General features: G+C 53.7%; 25 protein-coding genes. 9 read left to right on the forward strand and 16 right to left on the reverse strand.

The window, feature by feature from the left end; genetic code table 11:
- Positions 1 to 57 precede the first annotated feature (57 nt).
- The 3 genes from FDK21_RS13770 to FDK21_RS13780 all read right to left on the reverse strand — a co-directional run bounded on the left by FDK21_RS13770 (position 58) and on the right by FDK21_RS13780 (position 3,306).
- The gene (locus FDK21_RS13770; RefSeq protein ID WP_246657582.1) at positions 58 to 411 is read right to left on the reverse strand and encodes a DUF1491 family protein; all 354 of its coding nucleotides are present in this window, start codon (positions 409 to 411) and stop codon (positions 58 to 60) included.
- 43 nt (positions 412 to 454) lie between these two features.
- Positions 455 to 1,309, reverse strand: coding sequence for a peptidoglycan-binding protein (locus tag FDK21_RS13775; protein WP_171022087.1), 855 nt, complete (start codon positions 1,307 to 1,309; stop codon positions 455 to 457).
- A gap of 74 nt (positions 1,310 to 1,383) precedes the next feature.
- Positions 1,384 to 3,306 carry a PAS domain-containing sensor histidine kinase gene (locus FDK21_RS13780; protein ID WP_138149167.1) on the reverse strand — a complete coding sequence of 641 codons (1,923 nt, stop codon included), beginning with the start codon at positions 3,304 to 3,306 and terminating at the stop codon, positions 1,384 to 1,386.
- 624 nt (positions 3,307 to 3,930) lie between these two features.
- Here FDK21_RS13780 and FDK21_RS13785 point away from each other — a divergent pair.
- Complete coding sequence (locus tag FDK21_RS13785; protein WP_114010175.1) at positions 3,931 to 4,299, forward strand: DUF5330 domain-containing protein; 369 nt, start codon at positions 3,931 to 3,933, stop codon at positions 4,297 to 4,299.
- A 312-nt stretch (positions 4,300 to 4,611) separates the two neighbouring features.
- The gene (locus FDK21_RS13790; protein WP_114010461.1) at positions 4,612 to 5,031 is read left to right on the forward strand and encodes a SufE family protein; all 420 of its coding nucleotides are present in this window, start codon (positions 4,612 to 4,614) and stop codon (positions 5,029 to 5,031) included.
- A 14-nt stretch (positions 5,032 to 5,045) separates the two neighbouring features.
- Here FDK21_RS13790 and FDK21_RS13795 read toward each other — a convergent pair whose 3' ends face one another.
- Both FDK21_RS13795 and FDK21_RS13800 read right to left on the reverse strand, forming a co-directional pair.
- Positions 5,046 to 5,873 (reverse strand): DUF6456 domain-containing protein, encoded by an 828-nt coding sequence (locus tag FDK21_RS13795; RefSeq protein ID WP_246657583.1) that lies wholly within the window; start codon positions 5,871 to 5,873, stop codon positions 5,046 to 5,048.
- A gap of 44 nt (positions 5,874 to 5,917) precedes the next feature.
- Positions 5,918 to 6,325 (reverse strand): helix-turn-helix domain-containing protein, encoded by a 408-nt coding sequence (locus FDK21_RS13800; RefSeq protein ID WP_138149169.1) that lies wholly within the window; start codon positions 6,323 to 6,325, stop codon positions 5,918 to 5,920.
- Between the two features lie 243 nt (positions 6,326 to 6,568).
- Between FDK21_RS13800 and FDK21_RS20960 the strand changes: the two genes are divergently transcribed.
- Entirely contained in the window at positions 6,569 to 6,967 is a 399-nt protein-coding gene (locus FDK21_RS20960; RefSeq protein WP_246657584.1) for a DUF6477 family protein, read from the forward strand.
- Between the two features lie 83 nt (positions 6,968 to 7,050).
- Here FDK21_RS20960 and FDK21_RS13810 read toward each other — a convergent pair whose 3' ends face one another.
- The 8 genes from FDK21_RS13810 to FDK21_RS13845 all read right to left on the reverse strand — a co-directional run bounded on the left by FDK21_RS13810 (position 7,051) and on the right by FDK21_RS13845 (position 13,857).
- Positions 7,051 to 7,464: a MucR family transcriptional regulator gene (locus FDK21_RS13810; protein ID WP_114010172.1), complete on the reverse strand. Its 414-nt coding sequence runs from the start codon at positions 7,462 to 7,464 to the stop codon at positions 7,051 to 7,053.
- Positions 7,465 to 7,757: 293 nt separating this feature from the next.
- Positions 7,758 to 8,108 (reverse strand): monovalent cation/H(+) antiporter subunit G, encoded by a 351-nt coding sequence (gene mnhG, locus FDK21_RS13815; RefSeq protein ID WP_114010171.1) that lies wholly within the window; start codon positions 8,106 to 8,108, stop codon positions 7,758 to 7,760.
- Positions 8,105 to 8,464: a cation:proton antiporter gene (locus tag FDK21_RS13820; protein WP_114010170.1), complete on the reverse strand. Its 360-nt coding sequence runs from the start codon at positions 8,462 to 8,464 to the stop codon at positions 8,105 to 8,107. Before FDK21_RS13820 ends, mnhG begins: the two co-directional genes overlap by 4 nt.
- The gene (locus FDK21_RS13825) at positions 8,461 to 8,937 is read right to left on the reverse strand and encodes a Na+/H+ antiporter subunit E (RefSeq protein WP_114010169.1); all 477 of its coding nucleotides are present in this window, start codon (positions 8,935 to 8,937) and stop codon (positions 8,461 to 8,463) included. Before FDK21_RS13825 ends, FDK21_RS13820 begins: the two co-directional genes overlap by 4 nt.
- Complete coding sequence (locus tag FDK21_RS13830; RefSeq protein WP_138149171.1) at positions 8,937 to 10,637, reverse strand: Na+/H+ antiporter subunit D; 1,701 nt, start codon at positions 10,635 to 10,637, stop codon at positions 8,937 to 8,939. Before FDK21_RS13830 ends, FDK21_RS13825 begins: the two co-directional genes overlap by 1 nt.
- A gap of 14 nt (positions 10,638 to 10,651) precedes the next feature.
- A complete protein-coding gene (locus FDK21_RS13835) occupies positions 10,652 to 11,029 on the reverse strand; it encodes a Na+/H+ antiporter subunit C (protein WP_114010167.1) in 378 nt (125 codons plus the stop codon).
- 6 nt (positions 11,030 to 11,035) lie between these two features.
- Positions 11,036 to 11,446: a Na+/H+ antiporter subunit B gene (locus FDK21_RS13840; RefSeq protein ID WP_114010166.1), complete on the reverse strand. Its 411-nt coding sequence runs from the start codon at positions 11,444 to 11,446 to the stop codon at positions 11,036 to 11,038.
- Positions 11,443 to 13,857, reverse strand: coding sequence for a putative monovalent cation/H+ antiporter subunit A (locus tag FDK21_RS13845; RefSeq protein ID WP_138149173.1), 2,415 nt, complete (start codon positions 13,855 to 13,857; stop codon positions 11,443 to 11,445). The genes FDK21_RS13840 and FDK21_RS13845 overlap by 4 nt, the downstream gene beginning before the upstream one ends.
- 567 nt (positions 13,858 to 14,424) lie before the next feature.
- Here FDK21_RS13845 and msrB point away from each other — a divergent pair.
- Together msrB and FDK21_RS13855 are read left to right on the forward strand one after the other, a co-directional pair.
- Positions 14,425 to 14,820 (forward strand): peptide-methionine (R)-S-oxide reductase MsrB, encoded by a 396-nt coding sequence (gene msrB / locus FDK21_RS13850; RefSeq protein WP_138149175.1) that lies wholly within the window; start codon positions 14,425 to 14,427, stop codon positions 14,818 to 14,820.
- 182 nt (positions 14,821 to 15,002) lie between these two features.
- Positions 15,003 to 15,533 carry a DUF3592 domain-containing protein gene (locus tag FDK21_RS13855; RefSeq protein WP_157967707.1) on the forward strand — a complete coding sequence of 177 codons (531 nt, stop codon included), beginning with the start codon at positions 15,003 to 15,005 and terminating at the stop codon, positions 15,531 to 15,533.
- Between the two features lie 228 nt (positions 15,534 to 15,761).
- Here FDK21_RS13855 and FDK21_RS13860 read toward each other — a convergent pair whose 3' ends face one another.
- Entirely contained in the window at positions 15,762 to 16,097 is a 336-nt protein-coding gene (locus FDK21_RS13860; protein WP_114010162.1) for a 5-carboxymethyl-2-hydroxymuconate Delta-isomerase, read from the reverse strand.
- Positions 16,098 to 16,191: 94 nt separating this feature from the next.
- Here FDK21_RS13860 and FDK21_RS13865 point away from each other — a divergent pair, with 94 nt between their 5' ends.
- Together FDK21_RS13865 and FDK21_RS13870 are read left to right on the forward strand one after the other, a co-directional pair.
- Positions 16,192 to 16,701 (forward strand): GNAT family N-acetyltransferase, encoded by a 510-nt coding sequence (locus FDK21_RS13865; RefSeq protein ID WP_138149177.1) that lies wholly within the window; start codon positions 16,192 to 16,194, stop codon positions 16,699 to 16,701.
- A gap of 93 nt (positions 16,702 to 16,794) precedes the next feature.
- The gene (locus tag FDK21_RS13870) at positions 16,795 to 18,915 is read left to right on the forward strand and encodes a S9 family peptidase (protein ID WP_138149178.1); all 2,121 of its coding nucleotides are present in this window, start codon (positions 16,795 to 16,797) and stop codon (positions 18,913 to 18,915) included.
- 68 nt (positions 18,916 to 18,983) lie between these two features.
- Here the strand turns inward: FDK21_RS13870 and FDK21_RS20800 are convergent, their stop codons facing one another.
- Positions 18,984 to 20,090: a GNAT family N-acetyltransferase gene (locus FDK21_RS20800; protein ID WP_210238784.1), complete on the reverse strand. Its 1,107-nt coding sequence runs from the start codon at positions 20,088 to 20,090 to the stop codon at positions 18,984 to 18,986.
- Positions 20,091 to 20,414: 324 nt separating this feature from the next.
- Here FDK21_RS20800 and FDK21_RS13880 point away from each other — a divergent pair, with 324 nt between their 5' ends.
- A complete protein-coding gene (locus FDK21_RS13880; protein ID WP_138149182.1) occupies positions 20,415 to 21,491 on the forward strand; it encodes a glycosyltransferase family 4 protein in 1,077 nt (358 codons plus the stop codon).
- Positions 21,492 to 21,707: 216 nt separating this feature from the next.
- Complete coding sequence (locus FDK21_RS13885; RefSeq protein WP_114010157.1) at positions 21,708 to 22,307, forward strand: superoxide dismutase; 600 nt, start codon at positions 21,708 to 21,710, stop codon at positions 22,305 to 22,307.
- A gap of 123 nt (positions 22,308 to 22,430) precedes the next feature.
- Here FDK21_RS13885 and FDK21_RS13890 read toward each other — a convergent pair whose 3' ends face one another.
- On the reverse strand, positions 22,431 to 22,778 hold the full coding sequence (locus FDK21_RS13890; RefSeq protein WP_138149184.1) for a hypothetical protein: 348 nt from the start codon (positions 22,776 to 22,778) through the stop codon (positions 22,431 to 22,433).
- Positions 22,779 to 22,928 lie beyond the last annotated feature (150 nt).

Consider the following 22,928-nt stretch of genomic DNA (forward strand, 5'->3'; position numbering starts at 1 on the left):
CAATCAGAATGGAATTTTTTGGAAACGCCCTGTGTTTGCAGGGCGTTTTCTTTTTGCTCAGTCCATCTCGTCAGCCAGAATGAGATCGTGTGAGCCTTCAGGGCATTCGGTTTCGAGCAACCAGAAATCACTGTCGAACTTTTCCTCAGCCTCGATTTTGTCCATCACATCAAACACGTTGACGCCTTGCAAGCAGGGTTCAAACAGGCGCTCTCCCCTGGCAATATGCTCGTCGCGATAGGCAAACTGACTTGCTGGCTGGTAAAGGTCAAAGGTTCCATCGAGGCGATCGACGCGCAGAAAAATGGCGCCCGCCTCCGAAGCCCCCCGACGCATCAGGACTGACGGTTTGTGTTTGGCATTTCGGGTGCGCAAATAGGCCGCGACCCACAAGTCCGATGTAATGCGCATCGGCAAACCGTCTCCATATGGTGATTGTTTTGGAAGAAACTGACTATCCGAGATCCAGATAACCCATGATCATCAGTTCCTGCAACAACCGATCATTGACCTTACCGGTGACCGGGTGACCGCGATTGCGCTGGAAATCGGCGATGGCCGTGCTGGTGCGGTCTCCCATCAGGCCATCTACAGACAGATTGACATAGCCAACAGTCTTCAAGGCTTCCTGCACCTTGGCCAGCATTGGATCGTGTGTTGAGACGGGAATAGACTGCGGCGGAACCGGACCGCGTGCCAGGTTGGTCTGCTGCGGCTTCGCAGGCATCGGAACCGCCACTCGGTTCGATCGAGCCGTTTGATTGGCAAGCTTAATGGAACGCGGTTTGGATTTCGGCATGGTCTCCAGCTTGACCGCATCCGATGACGCGTTCTGCGGCTGCGGCAACGCCACCACTGGGGTTCTGGTCCGCTGTGGTGCGGCTTTGCGTCCGGTCAGGACATCATAAAGGGCCATAGTAACGCGCCCGTCGGTGGTCATTCCATTGGCATCCTGATAGGCCGCCACGGCTTCGCGGGTTTGGGCCCCTTCCATACCATCAAGCGGACCGACATAGTATCCCGCCATGGTGAGTTGGCGCTGCACCGCAAGGGTGAGGGCTGCGTGATCCTTGCTGATTGCTGACCCGTCAAGTTGGGATGATCCAACGGTGCCGGTGATCTGAGGCGCGGTGGTCTGCTTGACCGTGCGCTTCATCATGTCTCTTTCGGCTGATTTCGGCTGATTGTAGAGAGCATTGCCAATGATCGCGGAACTGGTAAGAGCCAATACCAATATGCCAACCAGGGTTAGCGGGCTGTTCTTGGCCTCCTCTTCCCAGTCTTCATATGTATCATAGGTATCAGACATCTGATTGTAACCTCGTTCCAAGATTATGCCGGGTCCATTCATCCAGCCGGCGATGCGTATATTCCATTGGCAGATCAGGCGATCTTTTTACCAGAAATGCTTACTGTTCCGTTATGAGCGACTGCCTTTTCGCCGCCATCCCCAACGTGCTCCTTCAATGTGGCCACCGAATTTGTCGCTTCTTTGACGGTATCTTTTTCCATATCGACCGGCAGGGTGATGGTAACAGTCGTCCCTTTGCCCAAATCGCTCTTGATGTGGAAGGAGCCATGCTGCAGTTCAGCCAAACCACGGGTGATCGACAGGCCAATTCCTGCGCCTTCAAAGCGACGTTGCAGACTGCTCTCCGCCTGAACAAACGGCTGCGCCACATTGGGAAGGTCTTTCTTATCGATGCCAATGCCCGTGTCACTCACCTTGATCATCAACAGCTCGGTTGCCGTCATATTGTCCTTCACTGATGGCCGCACGCGGCCTACGGAGATACAGACCTGATCGCCCTTGTCACTGAATTTCAAAGCATTGGACAACAGGTTCAAAACGATCTGGCGGCAGGCACGCGGATCTAGATTGACGTCGGGCAGATCGTTGCCACACTGGCTGTATAGGGTGATACCGCGACGATTAGCTTCAGCCTGCATCATACGGCTGCAACCGATGACCAGATCATTGAGGTCAAAGGCCTGAGCGTTGACTTCGAAATTACCAGATTCCAGCCGCGACATATCGAGCAGGCTGTTGACCAACTGCAACAGATGGTTGCCACCCTTGTGGATCAACTCAGCATATTCGCGATTGCGCTCTTCATTGTCGCAGGACAGTTCTGGATGACAGAGAATTTCAGAAAAGCCGATGATGGTGTTCAGTGGCGTGCGCAACTCATGCGTCACATTGGCCAGAAACCGGATTTTTCCTTCATTGGCCTTTTCGGCCTCAGCACGGGCTTCTTCCATAGCAAATTGGTTTTTCTTGCGCTGGGAAATGTCCCGGGACACGGCGATCACACCAACAATGTAACCTGTGTCATCGCGCTTGGGAGAGCATTTCATTTCCACCCAGAGAAGGGATGGAGCGGCGGCGCTTTCCTCTTTGGCATTGGCCGGGTCCACCTTGCGCATGACCTGCAATTCCACGGTTACCGGGTCATTGCAATCAGCAGGCTGGTTCATGCAATCGGACAAGGCCCGCAAATAGGCCGGGCGATCAGGGATATGCACTTGATGAAACAGGTTATTGCCGGAGAGAGCTTCTGGTGGCATGCCAAGCAACGAGAAGCTGGCATCTGAGGCATAAGTCACATCGCCGGACCGGTCGTGGCGCGTGATCATGTCAGACACCGTATTGGCCAGCGAACGATAATGCAGTTCCTTGGCAGAAAGGCTGGACACTCTGAAGCGGTGCAGATGTTCGATGCGCACTGCCAGCAATCCGGCATAGAGAATGGCAAGAATGATGGACATGCTGCCAATGAAAGATTGAGCCGAGCTTGTGATTTGCAATGTGCTCAGCAGCTGCCCTTCCTGCACACCGAAGAGACAGGCAATGGCAGCAAAGCAAATCAGCAATGCCTGCTTGATGATTCGACTGTTGCCTGCCAAAGCCACTTCCAATGGGATGACGCCAAGCCAAATCAAATGAGGGGAATAGAGTCCACCGGTCATCGCGGCGATCCAACCAATGAAGGCGGCTGTCAGAGTTGCTGTCAGCAGGAAGGCATTGCCAAGTTTGCCGGTCTTGGACAGATAAGCGACAGAAACGAGCGGCGCCAGCATCCAGAGAGGAACAAGAGACAGAGTCGTTGATAGCGTTGGATCAAGTTGGCCGGACAACAGGATCACAAGCGGCAAAAACGCAAGCGCAGCCACACCGACGCAGAGATGCACCGCGATAAAAACCCTGTGACGGGCCTTTTCACTGTCACTTTCTTTGCCGCTTGCATGCAGAAGGCCATCTACGACGGACTGGATTGGAGTATTGGCCCAAAACGCGTCTTGCACTGTCTTACCTCGCCCGGACTATGGCCAATGAAGGTCTGGCCACAAAAGAATACGCAATACAAACTCAGGGTCTCGGAAGGACGATCCGATTGGTATTGTGAGCCATAGAGTGCCATGCAGACTTTTAAGGAACGCTAAAAATCGGCATTGGGAAGTGAACGTGAAAGCAGCAGCAACCGATTTTGGGCACTTTTGGCTCAGAAAGCGCTTTTATGGTTAACAAACTCCTTCCGAAAACGCCTCCACCCCTTATTTCTTTTGAGATATCTGTCGTTTAGTCCTGTGGGTATAACGGTCTAAAAGATTGGGCAATGCGGTTTTCCCTTCGATGTGGAGAGACATTTCGGCCCTGTCACGGGCCTTCCATACCGCAGGAATCCACGACATTTCCGAAGTGTTACCAGTGTCTTACAGAATAGATCGAATTTGAATTGATTTTGACTCAATCCCTCAAACTGACTTTGAGATCTTTCCTCTATCTTGAGGCTCAAGCCCAACAGGGAGCCGGATTTTCTTAGAAGCCGGCCCTGGCAAGCAAGGATCCAAAAGAGATCCGCAAGGGCACAATTATGGGACGGTATCGGAGCTTGGATCTCCGCATATGGGTAATGAAAGGGCAAAACAATGTCATTCCTGATCAGAGCAGCATTCTGGCTTTCCCTGGTCATCCTGATTCTGCCTGCGGAACCAGGAAGCGAGCAATCGGACGCGTCGCTTTCCACGACTCAGGCAATTTCAGCCGCACAGGCAGCGCTGAGCGATTTCACCGGCTTTTGCTCGCGGCAACCTGACGTCTGTGCAGCGGGAGAAGTGGCGCTTGATAATTTCGCCGCCAAGGCACGCTACGGCGCCAAGCAATTGTATGTCTATCTTGATGATCAATCAGACGAGAAGGCCCCAGCAGAAACCGAACTGGCACAGAATCAACCATCGGATCGTTTGGCCCATGATCAAAAGCAACTCACAGCTTTGGTCAACGATCTGCAGCAATAGAGACGCCCTGTCTTACCACCATATTTCCAAATTTCGGGAGGCCAGACCGTAAAGCCACCCGTTTCCCCGGGTCAGACCCCTGATGAGACCACTATGTCAAACCCATGACAACCACCTCATCACTCAGGTCCCTTCAGGAGACTGACCATACTCGTCCCACTGGGCCAGTGGCCGCGCCGAAATGAAATTGCCCTTTCATTTCGGCGCTTTTTCTTTTCGTCTTTGTCTTCCTGCATCTTGCTCGTCGTGACAGGCTTGTTTAGTCTGCTCAGCGGACAAAGGCCCAAAGGAAGAGACTGCACCACCATGCCCATGACCGTCGAAGAGTTGATCGAGAATTTTTCCTTCATCGAGGATTGGGAGGAAAGATATCGCTATGTTATCGAGCTGGGCCGGGAACTGGAGCCGTTGGCAGAAGAAGAGATGAATGATGCCAACAAGGTTCAAGGCTGTGTCTCACAGGTTTGGTTGAAGACCGAACAATCAGGGGACAGCGCCAATCCGATTCTGACCTTCAAGGGCGACAGCGACGCCCATATCGTCAAAGGGCTGGTTGCGATCGCATTGGCAACCTTCTCGGGCAAACCAGCAAAAGACATTGTTGGCATTGATGCAGAAGCAGTCTTCGACCAGATTGGCCTAAGAGACCATCTGACGCCACAACGTTCGAACGGCCTCTCAGCAATGATCGGGCGTATCAAGACCGATGCACAGACCGCCCTTTCTGCCTGAGGGGAACCCTTCGGTCAGATTTGCGGGCGGTAGTCTTCCGTTCCCCAGTGTCGAATGAGATTTTGCAAAGGCCCCTGCGCTTTTTCAGACAAGCCATAGTGACGGGCAAGGCGATCAAGGGCCAATGAGAGGATCTGTTTTGCGGACCGGGCTGGCCATTGCCGCTCCCTCTCAATGGTTTCGAGCCCTTTCAGGAAACAACAAAAGTCAACCAGAATTCCGAACAGTTCGTCACCCACGTAAAGGGCGGCTTGGCTGAAGCGTTGACGGGCTCCCATGGCATTGTCGCTGATCTCAATACGCCCGAATGACCCCTGCCCCTTTCCACCGCCCGCTTTGCCGAGCTTATCCCAATTGATCCCCATCATCGGGGCCATTTGTCCCCGTTCAAAATCCAATCTAAAGCGTTCGCCCGCTTCAAATTGAGAGGAAGACAGCATCGTGCTACCATCTGGCTTCTTGCGCAGAGCCAATGCTGCCAGCGGACTTTCCTTGCGATTGATCCATGGGCGGGGCTGATGCTCAGCGCCTTTGGGCAAAGGCTGCCCCCTGTCCATGTCGGACACATCGTTGTTTGCTGGATCCTTGACCATCCGTGTGCGGACTTGATGTTGAGCGGCAAAGATCTGGTCCACTTCCTTTGCTAGCTGCGCGCGACGCAAGGCCTGTCGTCCTTCCGGTGTAACGGAAATCTGCTCACCCTCTTGCTTCAGGCAGCCTTTGCTCAGCAAATCGTGCAGAACAGCTGGTTCTTTGGCTTTCACCCCGGCCGCCTTGGACTTGAGGCAGGCTTTGAGCAGCCGCACTTCATCTGCCGACAAGACAGACAGACAAGGTCGCATAATAGGATTCCCCTTTGAGTGCATCTTCTCCGTCTTGCGTCTGTTCATTTTGACCTCCGGCAGGTTAGAGGCGTGATCAGCATCATGGTTTCAAGGGCGCTTTCAAGGCTGTTGATCAGCAGTTCAGTCTCTTCTTCCTCCCGACGATCCTCAACGACCCGGCAGGCATAGGCGACCGTGGTCCGATCGCGCCCATAATGGCCGGCAATCTGCTTCAAGGGGTAACTGAGGCTGACATGAGCGAGATACATGGCAACCTGTCGAGCAAAGGCGACCGTCTTGCGGCAACGGGTATCTGCATAAAGTGCCGAACGCGGCATGCGGTATGTGCGAGCCACCAATTCATCGACAATCACCAACGCCGGGATTGTTCTGTCGTGGTCCAGAAATCCCCTTGGTTCAACAGACCGTAGTTCACTATCAGCAGGTGTGCTGTTTAGCTGCATATTCATGATAAGTCTCCCTTATTGCCCATCCGAAAGAAATGTTAGGAAAATTTACCCCTGACAATACTACTTTAACGTGCACTCGGTATAAGTTGTGGCTAAAAATTTTCTTGAAAATTTATTCTTCAGCTCGTTGATAAAGTGAATATTTCTGTTTTTCAGACAGTTAACCCGGCTGTTCATGCAAGAAATCTGTCATACGAACACTCACTTTATACTCGCCCTTTGGTTGCAGTAGACACTGTGTGTATGACAAAACGCACGGATTGGCGCAACGACTGCGCGCAGGGACAAGCTTCAGCGCGATGCGATCTTGTCCCCGCCCACCGACTCCTCGAACCATTTGCATCCAAACAAGCTGTCTGCCCTGACCTGGTGGAGCAAAGCTTGCGACACGGGGAGAAGATCTACGATCGTCGGCGAGATCTGCCGGGTCTTTTACATCTGTTTCCGGCAGATATCGACCGGCTGGACCGGGTGTCATCCAAAGCAGTGCTGCAAAAACTGACACTGCTGGTCAAAGGAGAGCGAGCCCGCGGCCGAACGGGTCATTGGCGCTATTCTCTCGCGCGTCACATCGGCCTAAGTCAGGCGCTGCGGGCTGAAAAACTGCGGCTGATGCATGAAAGGCGTAAAGGCCGGGATTGAGCGCGTCCTTTGATCGCGAAACAAAAAAGGCAGCCCAGAGGCTGCCTTTCCATAGCTTGTCGGTCGTCTGCTGGAGAGCTGACCTATTTCTTACGACGCTGTTGTCCCAGGCCCATTTTCTTGGCCAGATTGGAACGGGCTTCCGCATAGCTTGGCGCGACCATTGGATAGTCGGCAGGCAAGCCCCATTTTTCCCGATATTCTTCAGGAGAAAGATTGTAATGGGTGCGAAGATGCCGCTTGAGCGACTTGAATTTCTTACCATCTTCGAGACAGATGATGAAATCAGGTGTAATCGACTTCTTGACGGTTACAGCTGGTTTCGGAGCTTCGACCACTTCTTCGGTCACTGGTTTCTTGGTGTCTTCCAGTGCCTTGTAAATGTCACCAATCAGTCCCGAGAGATCGTTCACCGGGACCGCATTGTTGCTGACATAGGCCGACACAATATCTGCGGTCAGTTCAATAAGCACATTATTGTCTGAGCTTTCCGACATTTCTTGGATTCTTTCTTGTTGAATTGCTCACAATCTCTCGTGGAGAGAGAAAACGCTAGAGCTAAACATTTTGACGCGGGGCTGCAAAGCCGCAAGCATTTGCTACAGTAGTAGTGGAACTCGCTTTTTACTTCAAGACAGAACGACCAAATCTTTGGTCACTTGTGGGCAACGCATCAATGCAAAGCAAAATATTAGTAAACTATAATCAGAGAAAACAGCATATTAGATAAATTCAAGGGAAGATCCCTTCAGATCACCCCACTTTTTCTACATCATCTTCCCTAACGGTATCAAGGCTGTTTGTGCTTCTTTTCATTGACGTTCGCAGCATAGTCATCGATGACCGTGCCCTTCCATGGCTTGGTTCCTGTGATATAGGCAACACGGGCAATCAGATGAGCAGAAATTGGTGCGGTAATCAGAAAGAAGGCTATTCCCGCCAAGGCTCGGCTAACGACGCTGAACTCCATCGAATAGACAGCGAGCGCCAGCAGCAGAACGCCTGACCCGACGGTCCCGGCCTTCGAAGCGGAATGCATACGGGTGTAGACGTCGGGGAACCGCAGAAGACCGATGGATGCAGACAAGATGAAGACTGCCCCAATCAACAACAACAAACCGGCAACGAAATCATGAATCATGACGCATCCCCTTTTCTGGCTTTTTCTGCCAATTGCTCGGCCTCAGCGGCCTCTTTCTTGTCATGGAAGACGGAGTCATCACCGTGACGCAAGACGAAACGGGCGAAAGCAACCGTTGACAAAAACCCCACCAGACCAAGCGCAATCGCGATATCGACATAGAGAAAATAGCCAGTTTTCACGCCAAAGACAGCAATGAAACCGATGCCAACAGCCACCAGCATATCCAGCCCGACAATCCGGTCGGACAAACTGGGTCCTTTGATGATCCGGACACTGGTCAACAAGAAGGAAATCGACAGGATCACCAAGGTGAGTAAAATGATTATATCGAGAAAAGTCAGACCTTCCATCATCTGAATGCCTCCATGATCTTGCGCTCAAATCCGTCACGGATTTCGGAGCGTAGCTCTTCAAGGTCATCAAAAGTGACAGCATGAATATAGAGTGTTTTCTTGTCGTCGGAGACGTCGACGGACAAAGTCCCGGGGGTCAAGGTGATCATGTTGGCTAGAATGGTGATTTCGATATCGCGGTCAGTGGTCAGATCATAGGCGATGAAACCGGGACGCAATTCCAGTTTGGGGCTCAGCGCCAATTTGGCGACGCGGAAGGCCGACTTCATCAGTTCGCGCAGGAACAGCATCAGAAGCGACAGCACCCGCCGCGCACGCCCCAGATAACTGAAGGCACCTACCTGTTCGCGCAGAATGAACAGAACGATCATACCCAGCATGAAGCCAAAGAGCAGGTTCGGAACGGTGAAGGAACTGCTCACGGCAGCCCACACCAAAGCCAGCAAGATATTGACGAGAAGAAGATTCTGCATCAGTGCGCTCCTTCCTGTTTCATAGGCTCGGTCTTGGTGTCATGGCCTTTGACCGTGTCCTCATGGTCTTTTGGCTGTTGTGCCTTCTCTGCCTGTTTTGCCTTTTGCTGTGCGGTCGCTGCGGAAAAGACCGCAGAGACATACCGCTCGGGATTTAGCAGCGACTGGGTACCGGACTGCACGATGGAAAGCAGCGGCGAGGGAAAGACCCCAATCAAGCAAACAATCACCACCAAAGCACCAACCGGCAAGTAGGTTTTGCTGCGGACTGGTCTGGTCAAACCCTGCAAGGGCATGCCCAATTGGCCATCCGTGGTGCCGATGGGGCCACCGCGCCAAAAAGCGTGCGCCCAGACGCGGCCAACCGAGATGGTGGTCAGGAAACCGGAGAAGAGGATGGCAAAGGCCAGCCAGCCATGACCGGCATGAATGCTCGCATCGACGAGGATGAATTTGGGCCAGAAACCGGAGAATGGTGGCAGACCGACAATCCCGAAGGCCAAGACCAGAAACAGGATCGACAGGCCATCAGAGGCTTTGTAGCCTCCCCCCACGTCGGAGAGATTGTATTTTCCGCCATTCTTGCGCATCAGGATGCCGAAAGCGAGATAGAGCCCGGTCAGCGCGATGATCGAATGGACGGCATACATGATGGCACCGGAAATGGCTTCTTCCGAACCAAGGGCGACACCGACCAGCATGGGGCCGATACCGGAAATGACCAGATAGCCGAAGACCCGGCGGATATCATTGTGCGCCAATGTGCCAAGAGCCCCAAAGATCATGGTGAAGACCGCCACCCAGGCAATCACTTCACTCAAAATGATCCGGGTGTCCGGCAACAACAGGATCATCGTCCGGATCAGGGCATAGACGCCAACCTTGGTCAGGATACCACCAAACAAGGCTGACACCACGATATTGGGCGTGTGATAGGAGGCCGGGAGCCAGAAATTGAGCGGGAAGGCCGCAGCCTTCATGGCGAAGGCGAGGAAATAAAGCGCCCCGATGGTGATGATCGGTGCGCCGGCTTCCTGCACGGCGGGCAGTTTCAGCGAAATGTCAGCCATATTGAGGCTTCCAACTGCACCGTAAAGCAAGCCGGTGGCAATCAGGAACAGGGTTGTTGCCAGCAGGTTGAGAATGGCATATTTCAGCGCCCCGTCGAGCTGGATCCGTTCTCCACCAAGGATCAGCAGACCGAAGGACGAGATCAGCATCACCTCGAACCAGACATAGAGGTTGAAGATATCGCCGGTCAGGAACGAGCCGGTCACCCCGGTCATCAAGAGCATCAGCAAGGGATAGAAACCGAAACGGCGACCGGTGACCGAAATCTCGACCAGTGAATAGATACAAACAGCAAGGGCCACAACGCCCGATATCAGAGCCATCAAAGCGCCGAAGGCATCAACGGTGAAGGTGATACCAAAGGGCGGCAGCCAGCGTCCCATCGTCATGGCAATGGGGCCGACATCCAGCACCCGCGCCAGCAACAAGGCATCAACCAGCACCAGCAAGCCCATGATCAGGGTCGCCAAAGCGCCATGCAGTTTGGTCTTTTCCCTCAGCATCAAAAGCAAGGCGCCACCAACGATCGTCAGAATGATCGGTGCAATGATCAGCCAGTCCGCGAAGTGGGTCGCTTCCATTAACATGCCCGCAGAATAGTCTACGGCGTGATCCAGATTTCCTGCCATAACTCAGCGTCTCCCTAGAAACTTACCGGCGGCAGGTCTTCATCTGCCGGTTCGGCCACGCGCATCTCTACTGCGTCGTCGGTCCCCAATTCCTGATAGGCCCGATAGACCAGCACCAGCAGGAAGGCGAGGAATGAGAAGGAAATCACGATCGCCGTCAGGATCAGTGCCTGCGGCAATGGATTGGCGGTGGGCCCTGCGGGAACCATCGCATCCAGCGGAATGATCGGCGGGACTTCACGCATCAATCGCCCGGACGTAAAGATCGTCAGGTTGACCGCATTGCCTAGAATGGCAATGCCCAGAATGATGCGAATGAGGTACCGCGAGGTCATCAGATAGACGCTGACGGAGAAGAAAACGCCGACCAGGATAGAGAGAATGGTTTCCATGGTGCCTTATTCCTCCTCCAACTTCAGCGCGATTGAGGTGATGCCGCCCAGAACGACGAAATAAACCCCGAGATCGAAAAAGAGTGGTGTCGACAAAGCCACTTCCACCCCGAGGATGGAAGGGAAGGCCCACTGACTGGTCAAAAACGGCATTCCTTGGGTGATCGACAACAGACCGGACAGGGCCGAAAGCATCAAGCCAAAGGCAGCCACACTCAGCGGCTGGAAGTAGAGCGCACGCCTCACATTCTCAACACCCGCTGCAATGCCATACATGGCGAAGGCAGAGGCTGCGATCAGGCCACCAATAAACCCACCGCCGGGATCATTGTGGCCACGCAAGGTGACAAAGATCGAAAAGAGGACCATCAGCGCGGCGATGAATGGCGCAATGGTTCTGAAAATCAGAGTGTTCATTGATCCGCCCCCTTCTGATCCTTGGATTGTTGTGTCGACGGCAATGCAGGATCCTTTGCCCCCTGCCCGCCGCGGAACTGCTTGGCGGTACCAAGGGTCAGAGTGAAGACGCAGAGTGCTGTGATCATCACCACGGCGATCTCGCCCAGCGTATCAAGGCCACGGAAGTCGACGATGATGACATTGACGATGTTGCGGCCATGGGCGATGACGCGACTATAGTCGGTAAAGAAGTTTGGAAGGCTGGTATCGAAGGAGCCTTGCGTAACAGACATCAGCAGCAAGCCAAGGCACCCACCAACGACAATGGCCACAGCGGAATCGCCAACGGTCTGGGCGAGCGGACGCTTGTCCCTTTCTTCCAGCGACAGCCGGTTCATCACCAGAGCAATGATGACAACAGAAAGGGTTTCGACCATGAACTGGGTGAAAGCCAGATCGGGCGCACCGAACATCAGGAAGATCAGAGCAACCGAGAAACCCTGAATGCCCAGCGAAATGATCGCTGTCAGTCGGGTCTTGGCTATGATGACCGCAAACAGTCCAACGACTGCGAGTAACACCACGGCCCACTCGTAAAAGTGCAATGACGGCATGGAGGGCCAGTCGGGCAGTTCGTCAAACAGGATCATTGGCGTCAGCAGGGTGCCGGCAGCGACAACGAAGGTTGCGGCCAGATACACTTCCAGATTGCCGGTCTGCAACAAACGGGTGACACGCGCAGAAAAGCGGATCAAGCCGGTGACAAAGGTGTCGAAAAAGTCGTCAGGCCCCTTGCCAATCGTGCGAATAATCCCTTGGCGGATGCTGCGAATATAGTCAGCCTCGTAATAAATAAAGATACCGCCAGCAATCGTCACCAGAGACAGGATCAGCGCTTCATTGAAATGGACCGCGAAGGTCAATTTCGCCGAGGAATGGTATCCAAGCACCGAATAGAGCATCGGGGTCAGCAAATTATCGCTGAGGAACGGGCCTATGAACATGAAAAGGAGGCCAAGCGAAGACAGGGCTATCGGGCCGATCAACAGCAACCACGGGCCGCGCTGAAAATCCTTCAGAGCGCCTTTCATCTTTTCGGTTTCCTCGCCAAGGAATGGTTTCAACGACACCACAAAAACGGCCGCAAACATCATCGAATTACCAGCCACTGCGATGATGGTCAGCAGGATTTCGTTCCATGAGCCACCTTGCAGTCCGCGATAGATCTCTTCCTTGGCGACAAAGCCCAGGAAGGGATAGATGCCGCCAACAGACATCGCGCCCAGATTTGCCGCGACGAATGTGATCGGCATTTTGTGGCGCAGACCTCGCAATTCGGCGATTTCAGATGTGCCGCATTTGTCGGTGATGGTCCCGACCATCATGAACAAGCCACCTTTGGCCAAGGCGTGGGCGAAGAGATACAGCACAGCACCGGCAATGGCCGCTTCAGACGAGGTCCCGACGAGCATAACCAGCAGGCCAAGCGAGGCGATGGTGGTGTAGGCCAGTGCCTTCTTCAGATCGAGTTGGCGCAGAGCCATGCGCGTGCCCATCAGCATGGTAAAGCCGCCAACGATTTGCAGGGTATACATCCACAATTCGGTGCTGCCCATCACCGGATGGACGCGCATCAGGAAATACACTCCCGCCTTGACCATCGTCGCGGAATGGAGATAGGCGGAGACCGGAGTTGGCGCTTCCATCGCATTGCGCAGCCAGGAATGGAACGGATATTGAGCCGATTTGGTGAACGCACCCAGCAGGATCAGAATCAACATCGGGACATAGAGCGAGTGTTCGCGCAGAACGTCGCCGATCACAATCAACTCGCTCATTTCCATGGTGCCACCAGCATAGCCCATGAGAATGAGGCCGGGCAGCAGAGCCAACCCGCCGCCGCCAGTGATCACCAAGGCCTGCATGGCCGCACGCCGGGACGCTCGCTTGAGATGGTTGAACCCGATCAGCAGGAAGGACGTGATGGACGTCAGCTCCCAATAGGTAAATAAGGTCAGAAGGTTATCGGCAAGAACCACACCCAGCATTGACCCCATGAAGAGAAACAGAAAGCAAAAGAAGCGCCCCTGCTCTGGATGCTTGCGCAAAAAGCCGCCCGCATAGAGAATGATGAAGATACCAATGCCGGAAATCAGCAGGGCAAAGAGCAAACTCAGCCCGTCAACAAACAGCGAATACTGAATATTGTATTGTGGCAACCAGGTAATTGGGGTCGGCTTCACTCCAACACCTTCGTGAGCCACCAATTCGATAAAACCGCAGAGATAGACAAAGATCGAAGCGGGCACGAGAGCCAGCAGCCATGCTGCATTGTGACCCATCAATCTCCATAAGTGAGGCGCAATCAAAGCCGCGACAAAGGGCGCAGCCATCGCAAAGTATAATCCATCACTGAATTCAAACGCCATGCGTCAAACCCCATTCAGCTTCTTTGTCTGTTATTCGCGCCCCAGGCTCCCCCCTGAATCGCGCTGGGCACCTGCCCCGTTCCATCTTGGTCAGACCTCAAACCTCGCAGTTTCAAGTCTCACAAGTCAGTAGCAACTGCTTGTTTCACAGATTCGCATTTTCTAGTGTTAGAACCAAAGGATGCTGCCCTTTGCGCTATTGGTAAAGCCTCAACCGTTAGCCATTCAATAAAACAAAGCAAAAAAATTACACAAATTCGACTTATTGCGCATTCTTTGACAAAAAACCTTCCGTTTCGGAATTAAAGATCTTCTCCTTTTCTCCGATTCACTTCAATCCAATACCAAGTATATACACGTAATATCTGATATGTGAAAAAGCGTGAAACGACCTCTAGGTTATGCAGTGGTAGAATGGATCAGATACAAATAGGACCTGCGCAAAATCTGCCAGATTTCTCGCAAGTCCTGACAAGGGTCCCGTATCGGTCCGGTAACAGATTGTATATTTGTCGTTTTTCGACGAGTACAATATGCAGAAACGAAAAAAATGAAGGTGAGGAGATCATGAGCAGAATCGAAAAGAGTGATGCTGACTGGAAGTCCCTTTTGACGGACGAGCAGTATAGAATTACGCGCCAGCATGGCACGGAGCGGGCCGGCACATCGCCGTTGAATGCTGAAAAGCGGGACGGGCATTATCATTGCGTAGCATGCGGCAATTTGCTCTTTCATTCGGGCACCAAATATGAGTCCGGCAGCGGTTGGCCAAGCTTTTATGCACCGGCGAATGAGGAAGCTGTCACCGAGCATGTCGACCGCAAGCTCTTCATGAAACGGACCGAAATACGCTGTGCCGATTGCGACAGCCATTTGGGCCATGTGTTCGATGACGGCCCCGCACCGACCGGTCTACGCTATTGCATGAACGGGGTGGCCCTGCAGTTCGAACCCGAGGAGTGAAGGCGCTCACCGCTTCTGCCATCCATCGGTCCTTCGGTCTTCGACGCAATTTGTTACCGATCCTGAGCATCCGGCCTATTTGGCATTGCATTTCGCCTTGAGGCGGGTACAGTCGCGCCATCTGCACCCACGCTTTTTTCAGCGTGGGAATGGCGTTCGACTCGCACTTGCTGGACAGGAACATGACCCAAGACACTTCCCCTCGCCGCTCTTCTTCTCTTCTTGTCCTATTGCCCCTGCTGGCCATTATGTTTGGGGCCTTTGTCTATGCGGGACTTGGCTATATCGGCTATCAGGAAGCCCAGATCCCGGAAAACTGGAAGACGAGCAAGGGGCAGATTGTGGCAGTGAGTGTCGGCAGCATCGAAACCACAAAAGCAGACGGCTCCAAGATGGAAATGTTCCAACCGCAGGTGCGCTATCGCTATGAGGTGGACGGTTCGTTCCTGATCGGGACTGAGCTGAGCCGTCATCATCCGGACCGCACCTTGAAAGGGGTTGCGGAAACGGAGATCGAGGATCTGGCGCAAGGCTCCGAGGTGACCGTCTATTACAATCCTGAGGCACCTGCTGAGAGTGTATTGCGAAAGTCAGACACGATCGGGCCGTTGCAGGCCATTTCCGCAGGACTTGCAATTGGCTTGACGACCACGGCCATTTTCCTGATCACCCTGCTGCGACGGCGCGTTGCACGTCAGGCCAAATCGGCCTGAATGGCTGTCTGAATTTGCGCGGCATTGCGGGATCCGATCCACCGGCCGATCACTCTGGCTATCCAATCCCGATCAGTTGCCGAACCCTTGCAAAGCGGAAAGGTCATTCAGAGTGCCTCCCACTCCGCCAGCGATGCTGTCTCGGACACAGCGTCGCCAACACCGTCACCAGCCAAACGAGTGGAAACTGGATCTCGCCTTACTTCACCATGCCTCACACGCTGTGAGTCAGCTTTTTATATAGTTGGATTGGTCCATGTCGATGGCCTCGACACTAAGCGAAACCGTGTCAGGCACCAGCCCTTTCAACGCATTGAACAGATCCTGAATCATCGCCTGTTTCTGCGCATCGGTGCGTCCGGCAAACAATTTTGCGTCGATATGAATGAAGGGTTGATCTGTATTGGCAGTCAAAAAGTGTTCCACCGGCAGGGCGCGCACCTTGATGGCTGCGGGATTGAACAAACCGGTCTTGTCGGCTGTGTCCCAGACAAGTTGAACCATTTTTGCGATATCAACTTTTTCTTCAATCGGCTTGGCGTAAGAAATTACCATATGCGGCATCGGATTGCTCCTCCTTGCGGCTTGTCCCTGAGGCTCTTATAGCTAACATTTATACCTGACTTTTCAATACAGACTTTTCAGCAAAGCGAATTTGATGGCACCGATCCCAGAAATCGAAACCGCACGTTTACGGCTACGTCCCATGATGATCTCGGATTGGCCAGACTATTCTGCCCTGATGCAGTCAAGCCGCGCCCAGTATATGGGAGGGCCGCATGATATTGCTGCAGCATGGGGCATGTTCTGCCATGATGTCGCCAACTGGCCGCTCTTTGGCCACGGAGCCCTGATGATCGAGGAGAAAGATACTGGCCTGTGCGTCGGTCAGGTTGGCATCAATCATGGCCCGCTTTTTGCTGAAAAAGAATTGGGCTGGTTTGTCTATCCGCATGCAGAAGGTCGAGGCTATGCCTTTGAAGCCGCCTGCGCTTTCCGGGACTGGGCTTTCGCCTCTTTGGGGCTTCAAAGCCTTGTCAGCTACATGGACCCGGCCAATGACCGGTCCCGGCGCCTTGCAGAGCGAATGGGGGCCGTTCCCGACCCGGATGCAGCAAGAACAGAGCCACAGGACCTCGTCTATCGCCATTTGAACAAAAGCCCGTGAACAACACAGGCGCCGCAAGGCGGGCGCTTGCAGAATGTACTGCGAGACCTTACCTCTGGACTTCACGAATGGACCCGAAACAAAGAAAGCATAATGTCTCAGTTTTCCGCTTCTAAAGCCACCAAGGCCGCCTATCCGCTTGATGCTCCCCGCGCAGAGAAGCGCGCTTACAGCGTTACCCATCACGGCATCGAAATGACCGACGCCTATGCCTGGCTCAGGGCGGACAATTGGCAGGAGGTTATGCATCAGGGCCGAGAGGTCTTGCCCGACGCCATTGAATCCTACCTGGAGGCCGAAAACGCCTATACCAATCAGGAAATGGCCGACACGGAAACCCTGCAAAATGCCTTGTTCGAGGAGATGAAGGGGCGCATCAAGCAGGATGACAGCTCCGTTCCCTCCCCTGACGGTCCCTTTGCCTACAGCTCGCGCTTCATTGAAGGCGGGCAATATCCTCTGGTGGTTCGCACCCCGCGCGAAGGCGGCGACGAAGTGATCCTGTTCGATGGCAACAAGGAAGCGGAAGGGCATGCCTTTTTCCGGCTGGCGTCGACCGCTCACAGCCCGGATCATGCGCGCCTTGCCTGGGCAGTGGACACCAAGGGGTCAGAGTATTTCACCATCCGGGTGCGCAATCTGGCGACCGGTGAGGATTTGTCTGATCAGATCGAAGGCACCACTGGTGGAGCAATATGGAGTGCGGACAGCAGCCATTTCTATTATACATGGCTCGATGACAACCACCGCCCCTGCAAAGTGTTCCGCCACAAGATCGGCACAGCCCAAAGCGATGACGCACTGATCTATGAAGAGCAGGATCCCGGTTTCTTTGTCGGCATTGGCAAAAGCCAGTCGGGCAATCACATCATCATCGACTGCCATGACCATGAGACCAGTGAATGCTATTTGCTTGACGCACGGGACAATGAGGCCAAGGCCCGATTGATTGCCGCTCGCGAGTCTGGCATCGAATATAGCGTCGATGAGGGCATGGGGATCCTCTATATTCTCACCAATGCGGATGGAGCGGAGGACTTCAAGCTGGTCACCGCTGCGCCGACCCAGTCGGGCCGTGAGCATTGGCAAGACATGATTGCCCATGAGCCGGGCCGGTTGATCCTCAGCCATGAAATATTCAAGCGCCATTTGGTCTGGATGGAGCGGGCCAATGGCCTGCCCCGGATTCAGATCCGCAACATCGCCAACGGCGCGCAACATGCCATTGCCTTCGAGGAAGAGGCCTATGCGCTCGGGCTCGGAGGCTCGCTCGAGTTTGACACCGACGTGATCCGTTTCAGCTACAGCTCGATGACGACCCCTTCGCGTACCTATGATTATAACATGGCCAGCCGGTCGCGGACCCTGCGCAAGGAGCAGGAGATCCCGTCAGGACATGATGCGTCACAATATGTCACCCGTCGCCTGATGGCTGCCAGTCATGATGGGGTCGAGGTGCCAGTCACCCTGCTCTATCGCAAGGATACGCCGCTCGATGGTTCGGCTCCGTGCCTGTTATATGGCTACGGATCCTACGGCATTTCCATTCCGGCCAGTTTCTCGACCAATGCGCTCTCACTGGTGGATCGCGGTTTTGTCTATGCCATTGCTCATATTCGCGGTGGCAAGGAGAAGGGCTTTGCCTGGTACTCCAACGGCAAACGCGAGAAGAAACCAAACACCTTCAAGGACTTTATTGCGGCGGGTGAGTTCCTCGTCGAACAAGGATATACCGCGCGCGGCCGGATTGTGGCTGAAGGCGGATCGGCTGGCGGTATGCTGATGGGGGCGGTTGCCAATATGGCACCGGATCTTTTCTCTGGCATTCTGGCTTTGGTGCCGTTCGTCGATGTGCTCAACACGATGCTCGATGACACGCTGCCCCTCACTCCGCCAGAATGGCCAGAATGGGGCAATCCCATCGCTTCGGAAGAAGACTACCGCACGATCGCGGCCTATAGCCCCTATGACCAGGTCAGGGAACAGTCCTATCCGGCCATCCTGGCTGTTGGTGGATTGACCGATCCTCGGGTCACCTATTGGGAGCCTGCAAAATGGGTCGCCAAGCTGCGCGAAAAGCGGCTCGATGACAATTTGCTGCTGCTGAAGATCAATATGGATAGCGGCCATGCGGGCGCATCAGGGCGCTTTGATCGCCTGAAGGAAACCGCCCTTGAATATGCCTTTGCTCTGAAGATCAGCGGCAAGCTCTGATCGCCCCCCAAACAACAAAAGCCGCCCCATATTGGGCGGCTTTTTTGTTTTGGCTTCAGCGATGGCGATCAACCAAAGCGTTGACTGGTCATGTTGACAACCTTCTTGGCAATGGTCTTGATCAGACCGCCCTGATTATAGGCTTGAAGCGCCAATGATCCCATCAGGCTTTCAGCCTGCGCCATATGCTTGAGCGGAGTTGGTGTTGCCCCAAAGCGCGCCTTGTAGGCTTCATCCCCGATGGTAAAGTCCGCACGAAGGTCGCCTTGCTCGGCCCGAAATTCGAGCACATAGTCCATGGCCAGGATGCCCGGCGACAATTTGGCATACCGCCCTTCCGTGATGCCTCCGAGAATGAAGTGGTAGCAATGGTTATGGATCAGGCCAAATTCCACTGCAACAACATCGCCCCCGGCACGCAGGATTGATGTTTGGGCCAGACCGATCCGGGCCCCTTCCTTGGCAACCTTCGAATAGAAGTCAAAAAAAGCATCCTGCTGGAACAGGTCGTCGTCATAGCGCGCGGATCGCTGCTCGCGCATCAGATCCATTGCCAGCTGAATTTCTACCGGGTCGTCAAGCACTTCATAGGAAACTTCGCCGAACTCTTCCAACTTGCGTCGATTGCGCCGCAAGGTCTTACGAAAGCTTGAAGACATGATTGCCTTCTTCCAATCCTCATACGGGGCGAAAAGGTCGACGTCATGAGCGCAGCTTTCCATTACTCCAACGTCGCCTTCACCGAGCATCTGCTCTATGACCTCACAACTTTTCGAGACTTTCCGGAAAAAGATCAAATGAACCGGGCGCAGTTCATTGATGATCTTCTCTCGCAACCTGTCATCGGAAAGCAAATCGTCGCCAAGTTCCTTGACCGTGATCGCCGCATTATAGTCGCAAATCCCCAAATCTGCAGGCTCGATACAACTCAGTCCCACATAGGAACTGCGCACCAGCGGCAGCACAGATTTCAAGCTGCCATTGTTTGGGTCACGAACCGTTATGATGACGGGATCAACGCCGCATTTGGGAATGAGATTCTGATACATCAGATGCAGCCACAACGGATGCTGGAACACCGTTGCGTTGCTGGTCTCATACAAGGTCTGAAATTCTTCGCTCAGAAAATCAAATGCATCAAGATATTCTATTTTAAAACAATGCCTGTTGGGCACGACATATCTCCCCACGTCCGTCGCCTGAGCCACCATCTGGTGTCTGCCCAAAAGTTAGGCGAAAAACCTTCAGATTGTGTTTCCGAATGTTTCCCTCCTGCGGATCGCAAGAAAGAAAGGGCTTTAGGGTTAACGAAAGCCAAACGGCCTTGGGGAAAAGAGAATATGGCAGCTGATACCCCATACTGGCTTGTTCATGCTTGTGAGACGCCTGGGCACCACAGACTGTGTTGCAGCATTTGTGCAAACCTGCCATATCAGGCCATTGTCGGAACTTCAGTGTGATTCGCCTTCTGTGGGCGCGTTCTTCAGGTTGTTAGCGTTATGCATAAAGATGTCATGGCCAATGAACAGGCAGCCCACCGTCCGAGCCTACTGTTTTTTGCGCCGGACCGTGCGGACGCCGCTCTCGCCGAGGCGGCCTACATGCTGTATCTCGATGAGTTGCTGGACGCACAGCAGTTTGACATCACGATTATAGCTCCCAATGGCTCACGGTTGGCAGACAGGGCACGAGCCGAGGGGTTAACGTTGCATCCCCTGTCGGACTTTGCCCGCAAGTTGCTGATGCGCACGCCCCAATTGTGGCCGATCCTGACTGCTATGCGGCGCTGGCGCTATGATATAGCGCTGACTCATGAGGGCTATGCCTGTCGCGGTCTTGGGGTGATTGCCCGCAAGGTGGTCGGCATTTGCCACGATGATCAGGTTGAGCGCTTCAGCGCAGCCAACCAGATCATTGTTCTGAATTCCGGCATTGCCGACCTTGCGAAAGACCTGATCGAGGATGGTCCGCCGATTGAAGTTCTGCCCTATCCCTATGATTGCCGGTTTGATAGCGTCAAAACCTTGCCCGACGAGCAGACCCCGCTGCGTATCGGCACCTCCGCTCCTTTCCTTGAGGGTGACGGGCTTGGGGTTTTCATTCACATGGCGCAATTGCTCAAGCAGAGCCATCCGGAGATCCACTTTGTCGTTGCTGGCAATGGACCGACCGAGCATGACATGAAGGAACTGGCGGATCATATCGCCCCCTTCATCGAGTTTGTCGGAGTGGCATCGAGCTATGAGTTGGCCAACAGCATCGATCTTTTTTGTCTGACCTCAAGGGACACTGCCTACTCGCTTGACTTGTGCAGCATGATGGATGCGGGTCTTGCCTGTGTTGCCACCTGCACCAATGGTGCGATGGATATTCTCAAAGGTGGCATGGTGGCGCCTTTGGTGCCAATTGATGATGGTTTTATGTTGGCGGTACAACTTCAGGAGTTGCTTGACGATCGGGCGCATATCTACCGCATCAAGAAGGCATGCTATGAGAGAATCCGCGAAGAGGATTTTTCACGTTCTCATTTTTCCTATCGATTGCAGAATCTGCTGCTTTCGCGCTCTGGGCGATGAGTGCCTTGAGAGCACGACCGCGGCCATTTTGATGCCACATCTCAAAAGAGACGCAATAATTGCTCTATCTCTTTCTTTTCAATTGTGAATTTTTTAGCAGTTCGTCGAAGAATTGACCTTGCCCCCTTGTTCTCGGACCGCTTTGACCCTATTTTGACCTAAATCAAACAGCAAAACCCTCCCGGAGATGCTGGCTTTTCGACAAGGAGATATTCGATGGCTTTTGAACTTCCCGAACTTCCTTATTCCTATGACGCGCTCGGTGACTTCATGTCCGCTGAAACGCTCGAATTTCACCATGACAAGCATCACCTTGCCTATGTCACCAACGGCAACAACCTGCTGAAGGATTCCGGTCTGGAAGGCAAGAGCCTCGAAGAAGTCGTCAAGGAAAGCTACGGCAAAAATCCGGGCCTGTTCAACAATGCGGCTCAGCATTACAACCATATCCATTTCTGGAAATGGATGAAGCCGGTCGCCAAGGAAGCTGGTGTACCGGGCGCTCTGGCCGCAAAGATCGAATCTGATCTGGGTGGCATGGACAAGTTCCGCGCCGACTTCATCAATGCTGGTCTGACCCAGTTCGGTTCTGGCTGGTGCTGGTTGGCTCTGGTTGACGGCAAACTGGCTGTCACCAAGACCCCGAACGGCGAAAACCCGCTGGTGCATGGCGGCGTGCCGCTCTTGGGCTGTGACGTTTGGGAGCATTCCTATTACATCGACTACCGGAATGCGCGTCCGAAATATCTCGAAGCATGGTTCGACAATCTCATCAACTGGGACTATGTCGCCGAGCTTCTGGAAGCTGCTTCCTAAGGGAAAAAGCACCTGTCTCTGACTGACGACCTCAGAAACAGGAAAACCCCGTCTCTTCAAGAGGCGGGGTTTCTTTTTGTCTTGTTCTGCTTCGCCTGCTGCACCTCAGCCAATTTCGCTCTCTCAGAGCCCGCGTCGGCAGGGTTTGATGGCGTGGAAGTCATAAAATTCGGTGCGCTTCCAATAAAGCCAATTCTCACAATCCTGACGGCTCTTGAAACAACCGATTGCATTGAAATATTCCCGGCGCGGCCCCCAGTCAAACATCGTGTCTCGCTCGCGCGAGCCTACATGGCGCCCCCACCAGACCCGCGAGGCTCCGATTTGCTTGGCCAGCGCGAAGCACTTTTCCGGTTTGGGATTGGGGCGCTGGGCAGCGTGCGATGGCAAGGAGAGCATGACCATCGGTCCGGCTATGACCGAGAGCGTGATTGCCAATGAGAGAAACGCATAAAGACTCTTTCTCGCCAAAATCAAGCTCCTGAGATTAGAGATCCGGGGATGGACCTCTTCAATATTCTGTCTTCGTGATCCTGACTTGACCGACAGGCATGCCACAATGGGCGTGGTGCAGACTGCAAGGATCAGAAACCTGTCAAAAATGGCAATCCATTCCTGACG

It is taken from the genome of Cohaesibacter sp. CAU 1516 (assembly GCF_005771485.1).
Classification (GTDB): domain Bacteria; phylum Pseudomonadota; class Alphaproteobacteria; order Rhizobiales; family Cohaesibacteraceae; genus Cohaesibacter; species Cohaesibacter intestini.